This window comes from Nonlabens sp. SCSIO 43208, assembly GCF_050703575.1.
Lineage (GTDB): Bacteria > Bacteroidota > Bacteroidia > Flavobacteriales > Flavobacteriaceae > Nonlabens > Nonlabens tegetincola.
This window is the reverse complement of record NZ_CP065365.1, coordinates 1,224,642-1,238,601: the sequence shown is the minus strand read 5'-3', so window position 1 is coordinate 1,238,601 and position 13,960 is coordinate 1,224,642. Positions and strand designations below refer to the sequence as shown.

Below are 13,960 nucleotides of genomic sequence, written 5' to 3'. Positions count from 1 at the left end.
TAACGCACGTTAACATACACTGGGGTTAAAATTAATTAAAATGACGTGACTTGTCGAATCATATTGTTAATTTAACCCGTTCAAAAAATGGCACGATTTTTAAGTGCTAATAGAAGGAATAAATGAAGTACATAATGAATTTTCTCAAAAATAATTTTGCAATAGGTATTATAACTCTGCTCGTGGCTACCGCCAGCTGTAGCTTTACAAATACTATTGACCCAGGAGATAAAGAAAAGGAAGAAGTTTTAATTCAGTTAGTAGGACAACTACTCAAACGAAATCACTTTTCTCCTGCTGATTTAACAGATCAGTTTTCGGCAGATGTTTACAAGAACTTCATCAATGATCTTGACCCAGGTCGCAGGTATTTTCTAGCTTCTGATATTGAAGAATTCAAAGCCTATGAATACCAAATCGATGATCAAATACGAGAAGGTAATGTAGCCTTATTTACTCTAGCCTACGAGCGACTGCTCAAAAGGCAAGATCAATCTGAAAAAATCTATTTAGAGGTGATTCAAGAACCTCTTGATTTTGATAAACAAGAAGAGATTGATACAGATTATGAGAAAATGAGTTATGCCGAAAACAAAGCACAACTCAAAGATCATTGGAGAAAATTAATAAAACTCTCAGTGCTAGGTAATTACTACGACAAGATTGAAGAACAGGCTGATCTAAAAGATCAAAGCAAAGCAAAATCTGAAGAAACACTCAAGAAAGAGGCTATTGAAGAAGTGAGAAAATCTCTTGCAGAGAGCTTTGATTTAAATGATGATGTAGAGCGCATGGATTATTTCTCTTTATTCATGAATGCGATAACTACACATTTTGATCCACATACTAACTTTTTCCCACCTAGGAACAAAGATCGCTTTGATACCTCAATGAGTGGAAAACTAGAAGGAATAGGTGCTAGACTTCAAAAGAAAATGGATTACATAAGTGTAATTGAAATCATATCAGGTGGACCAGCATGGCGCAGCGAAAAAATTGAGATAGGAGATAAAATCTTAAAAGTAAAGCAGGAGAAAGATACTGTAGCAACAAGTATTGTAGGAATGAGAATTGCCGATGCTGTTGAACTTATAAAGGGACCTAAAGGAACTAAGGTAATTCTTACTCTTAAAAAGGTGGATGGAACTGTAGAGGACTTAACGCTAACTAGAGATGTGGTAGAAATTGAAGAAACCTTTGCAAAATCTATGATCATTGAAAATGAAGGTATGAATTACGGTCTTATCGACTTACCTAAGTTCTATTTTGATATGGAAGATCGCAATGGTCGCGCAGCTGGTGAAGACATCGCAAATGAAATCATTAAGCTTAAAAAGCAAGGCATGCAAGGTCTAGTACTAGACTTAAGAAATAATGGCGGTGGATCATTAGGTGAGGTGATCAAAATGGCCGGTTTATTCATTGAAGAAGGTCCGGTAGTACAAGTTGCCTATCCTAACGGAAGAACAAGAATTCATGATGACCCAGATAATGGCGAAGTTCTTTGGGATGGACCTTTAGTAATTATGGTAAATGAGTTTAGTGCAAGTGCAAGTGAAATTCTAGCAGCTGCTATGCAGGACTATGATCGTGCTGTGATATTGGGTAGTAAACAAACCTTTGGAAAAGGTACGGTTCAACAGTTTCAAGACCTTAATAGATATATTACCAATGGAAATTTAGGTGACTTTGGATTTATCAAACTAACTACTCAAAAATTCTATCGAGTAAATGGTGGAAGTACCCAATTAGAAGGTGTAAAAAGTGACGTTGTTGCTCCAGACCGTTATTCTTATATCGATCTAGGTGAAAAGGACGAACAATTCCCTTTACCTTATGATGAAATACCAGCTGCAGAATATAATCGATTTACTGGTTATCTTAATTTAAGTGAAGCTATTAAAAACTCGCAAGAGCGTATTGACAACGATCCAAAATTCCAGCTAATTGATGAAAGTGCAAAATGGCTTAAAAAGCAAAGAGAGGATAACGTCATACCTCTTAATCTAGAGGCTTATAAAAATAGGTTGGAAAATTTAGAAAATCAATCAAAGCGATTTGATCAATTTGAGGATTATAAAAATGAATTATCCTTCAAACTTACACCAGCCGATGAATTTGCTACAAAACAAGATAGCATTCTTAAGAAAAAAAGAGAGCGCTGGCAAGAAGGATTACAGACTGATTTATATTTAAATGAGGCTGTTAACATCCTTAAGGATTTAAAGATGAAAAACATCAAAAACAGCAATCTTACTCTTAAAGATTAATGTCAAGAAAATCACAGTCATTAGGACATCTAGCGCTCCAAAAATTTAAAAAGAATTTTTGGGGCGTTTTGAGTTTTACGGTGATTGTAATCTATGCATTACTAGCGTTATTTGCCTATGTGATTGCTCCTGATTCCACGCGCAATGCTAATCAAATGCACCTTTCCATTCATTCGCAACCACCTGGATTTTCTACTAAAATGATGATTTTACCTATACAAAAGGGAGATTCTAATTTTTGGTCCTTTTTATCCGGCAGCACATCAACTGTAGAAGAAATTCCATTTAATAAACTTAAATCGATCGATGGTATAATTCATTATACTCCTTTTGATCCTGACAATGAGGTAAAACCTTATCAACCAGTGATGCATGAATGGGGCAAAGTGATGGATATGTCACGCTTTCGCGAAAGCGCAACCACAACAAAGACCTTTCTACTAGGAACTGATAAATATGGCCGCGATTTATTAAGCCGTATGCTCATAGGAGCACGTATTAGCATATCAATAGGCTTTATTGCTGTTCTTATTTCATTATTAATTGGAATATCATTAGGAGCAATTGCAGGATATTACGGCGGTAAAATAGACAACGCCATTATGTGGTTGATTAATGTGACCTGGTCTATCCCTACCCTATTGATGGTAATCGCAATAAGTATAGCCTTGGAAAAAAGTTTTTTTACCGTTTTTATAGCGGTAGGCTTAACTATGTGGGTTGAGGTTGCGAGAGTTGTACGCGGTCAAGTTATAGTAGCCAAAGAATATCAGTATGTAACCGCAGCTAGAGCTTTGGGATTTAATGACTGGCGTATTATTACCCGACACATTTTACCCAACATTACAGCGCCTATCATTGTAATAAGTGCCGCAAATTTTGCGGCAGCTATTCTCATTGAAAGCGGACTTAGCTTTCTAGGGATTGGTGCGCAGCCACCCATGCCCAGTTGGGGTAGTATGATAAAGGACCATTATCAATACATAATTCTAGATAAGGCCTATCTTGCAATTATTCCTGGTATCGCAATCATGACGCTTGTAATGGCATTCATGTTATTAGGTAATGCTCTACGTGATGCCTTGGATGTAAAAAAGATCTAACTATGAGAAAAATCGTTTATCCTATTTTAATTTTTTTATGCGCCATAGGCTTTATTCTTTGGGAACAAAAAATAGATAAACAAGAGTCACAGGATAATCTGGAACAAGAAGATTTTGCCAGTCGCGACTTTAATAATCAAGGTATTAAAAAATTGAGTAGAAAAGATTTCTTACCTACTTCTGGCAATCAGGTTGTTCATCATCACACTTATAGCTTGTCGTATAATGAATTACATGAACAAGCAGAATGGACAGCACACATTCTTAATAAAAGTGATATTAAAGAGGTTGATTTTAAAAGACCTTACTTTGAGATAGATGATAAAATCACTACTGAAGCTGCTCATTGGAAGAATTACAAGAACAGTGGTTATGACCGAGGTCATCTAGTTCCCGCAGGTGATCGCAGGGCGACAAAAGCAGCGTATGAAGAAACATTTTTAACCTCAAACATATCACCGCAAGAGCATGAATTCAACGCTGGTATATGGAATCGCCTAGAACAAAAAACAAGGTATTATGCAAAAAAGCATGACCAACTGTATGTGGTTACTGGTCCCGTATTAAAAAGAGGATTGAAAAGCATAGGGTTTGATAACGTAAGTGTACCAGAACAGTATTATAAAATATTATACCGACAAACTAACGATGGAGGAAAGATGCTAGCATTTCTTTTACCTCATCGTGCGTCAAATGAGAGTATTTATAAATATGTGAGTTCTGTGGATCAAATTGAATCGCTTACTGGAATCGATTTTTTCTCACAGCTACCAGATACTATTGAGAAGGAGCTAGAATCTAGTAGGGATACTCGTGGATGGTAATTACTTTTTATTGGACATTCTCAATTGACGCATACCAAACCAAATTGCCATTAAAAATAAAAACGCATACCATATAAAACTGCGATTTTGTTCTCCCGAAACGATGCGATAGCCTATTAAAATTAGGCAGATCACACTCATTGTTATCAATAATTTATAAAACCAAGCTGGAATCATTTCTCGTTATATTTAAAAAGTAAAAGCGCAGAGAAGTAAATCTCTACGCTCTAAGTTACAATATATTCTGTCATCTAGCAGCAACCACCACCATCGTAATGGTAAGTACTTTCACTAATATAAATATCATCGCGACCTAATGCGGCAAGAGCACCAGCCGTTTTATCACAAATAGCTAGTGGCTGGTTTTGTAATAAAACATGTCCTTTACCATCATCAAACTGTCTTTCATCGCCGTAGTAAATAGCAGCTTTACCTGTGAATATACATGGTCCATCTTCTGGCATTGGGTCTTTAATAGCAGCTACTTCAATACTTTCTATATAAATCAATTCATCGGTAGGATAATTTTTAGGATCCAAAATACGATAAGGTTTTCTAGCTCTTATTTCTATGGTACCGAAACCTACATCAGTCAGGGCTTTTACATATTGATCTATAGGTAATGAACCGCTTAAACAAAGTGCTCTCAACCTGTCGTCATTACGCAAGGTGTCATTCATCTCTTGCTCACATGTAGGATCGCTCATCACTAGTCGACCATGCGGTTTTAGGACACGGTACATTTCTTCTATAGCCTTCTTTAAATCTTCTTCCTTAAAAATATTGAACAAGCAGTTTTGCGCTGCAACGTCTATAGAGTTATCGGCAACTGGTAAGTTTAAAGCATCACCTTTGTGTAATTCAACAAATTCACTTTTGAACCAGTCGTTTTGCTCCTCGGCGATTTTAAAGTTTTTACGAGATGCTTCTAGCATTTCTGGCACCACATCTACACCTACAACACCGCCTTTTTGTCTTGAGAAATAAGAGAATTGTAATAATTCCATTCCACCACCTACACCTACGTATAAAACCCTTGGACTATTTGTAAGATCCCTTGCATGAACCGTAGAACCACAACCGTAATTCATTTCTTGCATAATTCTAGGGATTTTTAGCCCTGGTAATTCCCATACTGGATTTGTAGTACAGCACAATCCCACATCTGGTGTAAGTGCTGCGTCTCTATATAATTCTTCTGTAGCGTTTAAATAACTCATTAATTTATTTTTTAATCCGTTTTGTTTACGCTTTCGCGAAAGCGTGATAAAATAATCAATAATTAGGCAACTGTTCCTTGACAGCTACTTCCTGCACCAGCGGTACATCCATAACAATGTTGAGAAATAACAATATTACGATCTAGAAGTAAATCTTCTTGATAATCTTTAATATGCTTTATTTTATGATTCACTTTAAGATCAAGCATTTGATTAAAATCACAATCGTATAACCATCCATCCCAAGATACACTAATTGTATTTGTACACATCACATTTTGTACAGCTGTAGGATTATAAGCCTCAACCAAGGCATACATGTAATCCTCATAATTTTCACTTGCTACTAAGTAATCTAAAAATCTGGATATAGGCAAGTTAGTAATTGCAAAAAGGTTATGAAACTGAATATTAAAATCTTCTAACAAAGCAGCTTTAAAATCCTTTTCCATACTCGCTTGATCACCAGGCAAAAAAGCACCACTAGGATTGTAAACCAGATCTAATTTAAGATCGCTACCTGGCATTCCATATCCACGTTCATTGAGTTCTTGCAGCGCTTTAATGGATTTATCAAAAACACCATCACCTCTTTGCTTATCGGTTTTACCACGAGTCCAGTGTGGCATGGAGCTCACTACATGTATATTGTGTTTTTTAAAGAAATCTGGCAGATCGTAATACTTAGGATTTGCTCGTATGATAGTAAGGTTACTGCGTACGATAAAATCTTGAATACCTGCAGCGCTTGCTTGTTCTACAAACCATCTAAAATTAGGGTTCATTTCTGGGGCACCACCAGTTAAATCTAAGGTATGAGCACCAGTAGTTTTTATCACATCGAGAATTTGTGACATGGTTTCTCTAGTCATTATTTCCTTGCGATCGGGACCAGCATCTACATGACAGTGTGCACAAACCTGATTACACATATAGCCCACGTTGACTTGTAATATTTCTAACTTTTTGGGTCTAAGAGGAAACTGGTTTGTTTCTTTTATCTTATTTGCAAAAGTTGGTAACTCACCATCACTAAAAGGCTCTCCATTTAAAACCTCCATTTGTTTAGCAATTGCTGCTAGTTCACTTTCTCTCTTCTTTAAGGATACCTTAGTATTTACTGCCATATCTGCTTTTTGCTATTCTTAATTGAAAATATGTAGATAGCTGCATAGTTACAAACTACATATCACAAAATTGTCACTCTTTTTTCTTAAACTAATGTTTGAAGTTCTCTCTTTAAATTTCTTTGTGCTTGTTTTTCATACTTACTTGTAAAGTAATCTGTTTGATAAATAGGTTTGTTTAGTAATACTCTTAACACTTTTAATCTTCCTCTTCTATATAAGAAAGTAGGATATATTTGATATTCCTTTCTAATTAATCTAATGTACTCGTCGTATTGGGAAGAAGAACTTCCTAAAACAGCTAAATCACTATCTAAAAAATACCTACTATCTGAATTAAAGGTTTTATCATGAAATTTTGTTGCTATTATCATTTCCTTGACTAAATCTACATGCTCAAAACGAGTCTTTGAAATCCTTTTTTCAAAAGTATCTGCACTTTGCTCCTCGTTTTCTGTAGAAGTAACTTTATAAATTAAATCATGATAAAAAACTGCTAATCGAATGGAATCAATACTCTCTATAAAATCTTCAACCTCTTGTATTAATTGAACATCTGTTGAAGATGATTCAAATTATGATAGAAACGTTTTTTATTTGAGTAGTTCTTTATTACCTCATCCCAGCACAAATTCATGTAACTTCTATCGTTACAATATTTCTCAAAGGTTTGATAAAATAAAGGTTTTAATTTTTCCAATATCAGTATTTGTAGTTACCTGTTTTGCAGACTAGCCAAGTTTAAGGATGCATCTACATTTCTAATTTATTCACTTTATTCATCATTTGGACACCATGTACCAAAGTCGCTCCACCGCGTATAGCACCAGCTACATGAACCGCTTCCATCATTTCTTCTTTGGTTATTCCTCGCTGTAATCCATCACCTGTATAAGCATCAATACAGTAAGGGCATTGAACAGCATGAGAAACTGCTAAGGCTATTAGAGACTTTTCTCTAGCTGTGAGAGCACCTTCTTCAAATACTTTCCCGTAATAGTCAAAGAATTTTTCTCCTAGTTGCTCATTCCATTCACTTATTTTACCAAATTTCTTTAGGTCTTTAGGGTCGTAGTATGTTTTTTGCATCTTAATTATAATTTTTCACTGCCAAGTTAGGGAATAGATCTCACAAATTGATGACCTCTAATCAGGAAAATGCTCTTATTTCCCACATGCCAAAACTATCTTAATATACTAACTACGAATAAAACTTTTGTCTAGTTTTAAATAATACTAACATTAACAAACCTGGATTATGAAAAAAAGTTTATTAATCGCCGGAATCACCTTATTGTGTTTAACCGCTTGCAGAGATGAAAAAACTCCTGAGGAGCAGGCTAATGATTTGATTGAAAATGCCGATGAAATTAAATCTAAAGAAGATAAGGTCAAGTTAGAAAATGAAGATGGTACAGATGCTAAAATCAAGTACGATGAAGATGGTAATGTTGAAAAAATAAAAACAGACGATAATTAGTCGCTGGAACAAAAAAGGCCTGCTCGATATCGAGCAGGCCTTTTTTACTTGATAATTTTAAGCGGTTATTCATTAACTACTTCTAAAAATCTGAAGGCTCCAGAAGGCAAATCAATTATTTGATTCTCCCTTAATTGTGCTGTAGCTCCTGTCATAATATCACGCACTTTAATATCGCCCATTTTAAAGGTTGTGCTTGTTTTTACATCTGTTGGATTTCCCATAAAGTAAACAGTCGATTCACCGTTTACCCTTTTAAACGCAATAATTTCATCTCCACTTTCTTGTTGTAAGGTAATGTAATCTGCATCGTCCTTTCCACCATGTAAGGCAGGTATGGTTTCTTTAGCTTTAGCCAAAATCTCCATTTTTTTCCATACATCGCCTTTTGTTTTTGGAATAGTATCTTTTTCAAAGAATTTTAATCTATGGTCCATTCCATATTCTTGACCTGAATAAATTAACGGCATTCCAGGAATAGCATACTGAAAGGCAAGAAACAAGTTAGCCTTATTACCCATACGTTCTTTCACAGTACCATTCCAACTGTTTTCATCATGATTAGTAATGAAGTTCATAAGAATATCATCGGCTTCATAGTTTTCTTTTACACGTTCCATATAATCAGACCACGCATTAGGTTTAACTTTTCCTTGAGCCATCTCATTCATAATGTGATGACCTTCCCAATTATAGCCCATATCAAAAGCTTGCTTAAATAGATCTTTCTTTTCACTTTCTGCTAGCATAAATAAAGGCTTGATATTATGAAGTTGACCAGACGCTTCGTTCCAGAAGTCTGTAGGAACTTCATGTGCCACGTCACATCTAAAACCATCTACATCAAATTCTTTAACCCAATAAGACATCGCATCTATCATGGCTAATCTTAAGTTCTCGTTATCGTAATTCAAGTCTGCAGTATCGGTCCAGTCTGTTCCTTTAGGATGAATTATTTCTCCTTTTTCATTTTTTGTATAAAATTCTGGATGTTCATTAATCCACCAGTTATCCCAGCCAGTATGATTTGCTACCCAATCTAGAATAACATACATGCCATTATCGTGTGCAGTGGTTATTAATTTTCTCAAATCTTCTTGTGTACCATAATCTGGATTAACAGCTTGGTAATCCGCAACGGCATAGTAACTACCTAGGTACTTTTCTCTTTCTTTAGGGTCTTTAATATCATGAACCATCAAATCACCTTTGGCCTTTCTATTTTTTTCTGAAACAGGAAAAATAGGCATTAACCATATGACTTTAACTCCTAGCTTTTTAAGTTCAGGAATATCCTTAGTAAACTGATTAAATGTTCCCTCTTGAGAATACTGTCTTATGTTTGCTTCATAAATAATAGCCGTTTCTAATTCACTATCTTGAATAGGTGTATAAACCGTAGATTCTTCTTCAACGTTTACATCTTCCTTCTGTTTATCCTTTTCACAAGCTGTAAAGAGTAAACAGGCTAGAAACAAATACAATAGGTTTTTCATAGTTTTTAATTTTCTGGTATTATAAAATTGTAAGTTTAAATAGTGTAGTGCTAATATATTCCGATTATTGTTTTATTGGTACCTTTTTAGTTTGCACGATTGTAAAGGATTGAGGCTTTACCTGTATGTAATTAGGGTCTTCTATACCATTGATCACAATTTTCACCTCTTCCTTGTCATTGCGCTTGTAAGCATTTAATGAAATCTTATTTTCATTAAAGAATATATAGGTTGTTTCGTTAAAATAAGTTCTTTTTATTCCTAATATACCATTTGCATCTGATAAAATCTCGGTATCACCATACAATAGACTCATCGAATTACGTCGTAAATACACAAGTGATTTTACTTGATTTTTAAGTTCTTGTTCATTGCTTGATAGATTATCAAATTTCATCATTCTACGGTTATCAGGATCGTTTGCCCCTATACTACCATATTCATCTCCATAATAGATTACTGGAACTCCAGGAATCGTCATGTTAAAAGCGTGTAACATTGCCAGTCTACCATAAGATGATTCATCACTCATACCTATATCGCGAGTCCATCCAGCAGCTTTAGCGTCTTCTTCAAATTTCACATCACCACTTGCGTAACTTATAAAACGAGCGCGATCTTGATTACCCGAGATGTTCCCCATTAAATGGTGGTAACCGTAATAGTCGAGACCTTTTTGCAATATCTCGGTTAAATTACCGTAGGAATTGTCCGCTTTCGCGAAAGCGGAAACAGCTGCATCATACATATTGAAATCAAATTGTGCATCTAGCATACCGGTACTCACGTAGCTGCGAATAAGGTCGTAAGATCCATAAGTTTCTCCAATTTGATATATAGGCCTATTTGTTTGTTCTTTAATTTTCTTAGTTAACGTACGCCAATACAGCTCTGGAACATGCTTTGTAGCATCGTGTCTAAAACCATCTAATTGATAATTTGTCACCCAATGCAAGGCACTGTCAACCATAACCTCAGTCACCTCGGGATTCTCTAAATCCAGCGTAGGCATAAACGTATCAAACCAAGTGGTTAATCTATGATCGTCCCATCTTTCAGTATTTAAACTGCCATCTGGCAGATATAAATCAGTAGCCCATTCTGGGTGTTCTTGATAAACCGGATGTTCTTTATGAACGTGATTTGCCACATAGTCTAGTATAACATTAACATCTTGCTTGTGAGCCTCGTCAATCAATGCTTTCAAAGTTTTCTCATCACCAAATCGATAATCAATTTTTGTATTAGACACAGGCCAATATCCATGATAACCACTAAATTTAGTTTTAGGCTCTGGCCATAGGCCATAGGCTCCTTCAGGATTTTGAGTAATTGGCGACAGCCATATGGTATTGATTCCCATTTTACTGAAATAACCTTCTTTCAATTTTTGTAGCACACCTGCAAGATCTCCACCTTTATAATTTGCTTGTGGTAATATCTCTGGATCATCAACTGGTTTTGTATTACTAGTATCGCCATCTAGGAAGCGATCTACCATCATAAAATATAGTACTTGATTATGAAAATCGCTGCGAGTTAATCTAGAAGGTTCAGTTACCACATGACCATCCTGAACAGGAATCAGTAAATCATTTGAGCGACCATTATTATCGCTTGCAAAAACGCGAACTAGTTGTGTGTGGTGAATATTGTTTGTAAAATCTTTTTTTGGCAATTTAACTTGGTACCTGTTTCCTTCTTTTTGAAAATCTATAAGTTGGTTTTCAAATAAAACAAGAACATTATCTAGTTGACCTGTTGCATTAAAGGTAAAACCACTTTCAATTACTTCACCATATTGCAATCTGGCTGGAGCAGCCTTACGACTATTATCTAGCACTCGATTGAAGCCACCCATTCCATTGCTTACTACATTTTCCTCCTGACCTGAAAGCAGTTCCTCCTGTCCATTTTTCATGAAAATATATTGAAACTTTCCTTGTGGAACAGTGGCATGATAGACTAATCTATTACCTTTTTTTTCAAGATCTACAGGCGCCCAATTAGTAAATTCTCCTTTAAGCTGTACGTTTTCATTATTAGCATCACCATAATAATTGATAGGTATAGTTTTAGACATTGACTTATAGACAGGAATATCATTGCGTATTCCATCGGTCCATAAAGTGATCAATGATACAAACGGTGCGTTTTCTTCTAAAATAATCTCAACACTTTCATTGTTATCGACTTTTTCTACACCAGTTACACCATTACCATAGGAAATACTATCAATAATAGTTACATCAGTAATGTAGTCCGTCAAAACCAATTCCGTTTTATCTTGACCAGCATAGATAGGAGTGGTAATGGTTTTTATGACACTTGATCTAGTATCGTATTGCTCTTTTTCGTTTGATGAACAACTTACGAAAAGAAAAACCAGCAATACATAAATTAAATTTTTCATAGTTTTTGGTTTAGTAAAAGACACGAGTGCCATTTAAATTTTTATTACTTTATTAGAAAAAGCGAGGTCCTTTTTCAGGTTTATCAAGATCGATGACCATACTAGTTTTACCCGAAACAGATAACGTATTTCCCATATCTATCTTTTTTCCTGAGAGTATATCTAGGCCTTCATTAACATCTTGTAATCCTTCTTTAAACCTATCTAAATTTAAAGTTACTTTTTCAGGATTGTTATTGATCACCACCATTACTCTGCTAGAATCAGAGTATCTAAAATATACATAACAATTGTTTTCTGGCACATAATGTAAAAACTTACCGTCGTGTAGAACAGGTTTTCCTTTTCTATAATTCAGTAGCTTTTTAGTAAATTCATAGAATGGTTTTTGGAACTTTGTTCTTTTTTTAAAGGCATTTACTTCATCATCCTGCCAGCCACCAGGAAAGTCGCGACGTATATCACCATCACCACTGGTATCACGATTTCCTCCCATTCCTATTTCATCGCCATAATAAATTTGAGGTATTCCACGAGCGGTAAGAACTAGTGTCAAAGCCAGTTTATAGTTATTTACATCGCCATCATATAATCCATCACCATTGATTCTATTTGTATCATGATTACCAGCGAATAGTAAAATATTGTTGACATCTGCATATAGGAAATCATTTACAAAGTTCTCATAAATTCTTACCATTCCCTTATCCCATTGCTGGTCGTTCTCTTTAAATGCTTTCATAATTGCATCGTGTAAAGTGAAGTCCATAACACTAGGTAATCCTGAATTATAACTTTGAATAGCTCCTATAGGACTATCCTTTTGCCAAAAAGCTATTTGTGATTGATCATGCATCCAGGTTTCTCCTACGATATTAAAATACGGATATTCCTTCATGATAGCTTTGGTCCAGTCTGCGATTCCTTTCTTTTCATTATAGGAATAGGTATCTACTCTGAACCCATCTAAACCTGCATACTCAATCCACCATATAGCGTTTTGGATAAGATAATTTAGAGCTAATGGTTCACTTTGATTAATATCTGGCATGGTACTTACAAACCAACCTTTCTCGGCATAGGTATCATCAATTTGAGATTTATATGGATCCATTTGTGTGGTTTGTCTATAGCTAGAATTTGCATACCCAGAAACTGGAAATTCCTTACCGTCGTTATCATCAAATTGATGAATCCATGTCGCCGTTGGTAAATCTTGCATCATCCAGTGCGTTGCACCCCAGTGATTTGTCACATAATCCATAATCAATTTCATGTCACGCTTATGCAATTCACTGGCTAATCGTTTATAATCTTCATTGGTACCATAGCGAGGATCAATTTTATATAAATCACTTTGCGCATAGGTATGATAGGAATACTGTTTATCATTATCCTCTAGTAATGGAGTACTCCATATTGCGGTAGCTCCCAATTCACTAATGTAATCTAGATGATCAATAATACCTTGTATATCACCACCATGTCTACCACCTTTAAAACTTCTATTTAGTTTTTCAATAGTTTCTGGATGACTATCGTTTTCTGGATTTCCATTTGCAAATCGATCTGGCATTAAAAGATAAATGGCGTCACTGCTATCAAAACCTTTTCGATACTTTGAATTTAGACTGCGCTTCTTGAGTTCATATTTAGAGGTAAAGTAAGTGTCTCCTACATTCATGGTGATAGCGTATTCTCCATGATTTTGATTTGTCGTGTCAAATGTAACGAAGAGATAATTCAAGTTTTCAGTTCTTCGTATTTTAAGGATTGGTAAATCACTTTTGACCTCAGCTTTTCCAATATTTTGTCCATAAAACATTACCTCAACCTCGGCATGTTCCATATCTGCCCACCAGAATGGTGGTTCAATGCGGTCTATGGATGATTGTTGTGAGATCGCTTTCGCGAAAGCGAAAATCACAAATAATAAACTTACAATATGAACTTGTTTCAGTCTAATCATAATTCGAAAAATAAAAAACCTAGCCCATTCAAGGACTAGGTTCGGTTAAGCTAATTCA

The 13,960-nt window shown here is 35.3% G+C and carries 11 protein-coding genes; 4 read left to right on the top strand and 7 right to left on the bottom strand.

Features of this window, described 5'->3' with window-relative positions; translation table 11 throughout:
* Positions 1–122: 122 nt before the first annotated feature.
* From I5168_RS05765 to I5168_RS05755, 3 genes are read left to right on the top strand one after another with little or no spacing between them, the layout of a single operon-like run.
* Positions 123–2,270 (top strand): carboxy terminal-processing peptidase, encoded by a 2,148-nt coding sequence (locus I5168_RS05765; protein WP_431472674.1) that lies wholly within the window; start codon positions 123–125, stop codon positions 2,268–2,270.
* Entirely contained in the window at positions 2,270–3,373 is a 1,104-nt protein-coding gene (locus I5168_RS05760) for an ABC transporter permease (RefSeq protein ID WP_431472673.1), read from the top strand. The genes I5168_RS05765 and I5168_RS05760 overlap by 1 nt, the downstream gene beginning before the upstream one ends.
* Before the next feature lie 2 nt (positions 3,374–3,375).
* Complete coding sequence (locus I5168_RS05755; RefSeq protein ID WP_431472672.1) at positions 3,376–4,197, top strand: DNA/RNA non-specific endonuclease; 822 nt, start codon at positions 3,376–3,378, stop codon at positions 4,195–4,197.
* A gap of 251 nt (positions 4,198–4,448) precedes the next feature.
* Here the strand turns inward: I5168_RS05755 and arsM are convergent, their stop codons facing one another.
* The 4 genes from arsM to I5168_RS05735 form a co-directional block, all read right to left on the bottom strand.
* Positions 4,449–5,417, bottom strand: coding sequence for an arsenosugar biosynthesis arsenite methyltransferase ArsM (gene arsM, locus I5168_RS05750; RefSeq protein ID WP_060523857.1), 969 nt, complete (start codon positions 5,415–5,417; stop codon positions 4,449–4,451).
* A 62-nt stretch (positions 5,418–5,479) separates the two neighbouring features.
* Positions 5,480–6,544: an arsenosugar biosynthesis radical SAM (seleno)protein ArsS gene (arsS, locus tag I5168_RS05745; RefSeq protein WP_042279682.1), complete on the bottom strand. Its 1,065-nt coding sequence runs from the start codon at positions 6,542–6,544 to the stop codon at positions 5,480–5,482.
* Between the two features lie 86 nt (positions 6,545–6,630).
* Positions 6,631–6,918 carry an HD domain-containing protein gene (locus I5168_RS05740; RefSeq protein ID WP_431472671.1) on the bottom strand — a complete coding sequence of 96 codons (288 nt, stop codon included), beginning with the start codon at positions 6,916–6,918 and terminating at the stop codon, positions 6,631–6,633.
* A gap of 379 nt (positions 6,919–7,297) precedes the next feature.
* Positions 7,298–7,633 (bottom strand): arsenosugar biosynthesis-associated peroxidase-like protein, encoded by a 336-nt coding sequence (locus I5168_RS05735; RefSeq protein ID WP_042279680.1) that lies wholly within the window; start codon positions 7,631–7,633, stop codon positions 7,298–7,300.
* Positions 7,634–7,802: 169 nt separating this feature from the next.
* Here I5168_RS05735 and I5168_RS05730 point away from each other — a divergent pair, with 169 nt between their 5' ends.
* Entirely contained in the window at positions 7,803–8,024 is a 222-nt protein-coding gene (locus I5168_RS05730) for a hypothetical protein (protein WP_042279679.1), read from the top strand.
* 65 nt (positions 8,025–8,089) lie between these two features.
* Here I5168_RS05730 and I5168_RS05725 read toward each other — a convergent pair whose 3' ends face one another.
* The 3 genes from I5168_RS05725 to I5168_RS05715 all read right to left on the bottom strand — a co-directional run bounded on the left by I5168_RS05725 (position 8,090) and on the right by I5168_RS05715 (position 13,902).
* The gene (locus I5168_RS05725) at positions 8,090–9,520 is read right to left on the bottom strand and encodes an alpha-amylase family glycosyl hydrolase (RefSeq protein WP_431472670.1); all 1,431 of its coding nucleotides are present in this window, start codon (positions 9,518–9,520) and stop codon (positions 8,090–8,092) included.
* A gap of 64 nt (positions 9,521–9,584) precedes the next feature.
* Positions 9,585–11,933: an alpha-amylase family glycosyl hydrolase gene (locus I5168_RS05720; protein WP_431472669.1), complete on the bottom strand. Its 2,349-nt coding sequence runs from the start codon at positions 11,931–11,933 to the stop codon at positions 9,585–9,587.
* A gap of 52 nt (positions 11,934–11,985) precedes the next feature.
* Positions 11,986–13,902, bottom strand: coding sequence for a glycoside hydrolase family 13 protein (locus I5168_RS05715; protein ID WP_431472668.1), 1,917 nt, complete (start codon positions 13,900–13,902; stop codon positions 11,986–11,988).
* Positions 13,903–13,960 lie beyond the last annotated feature (58 nt).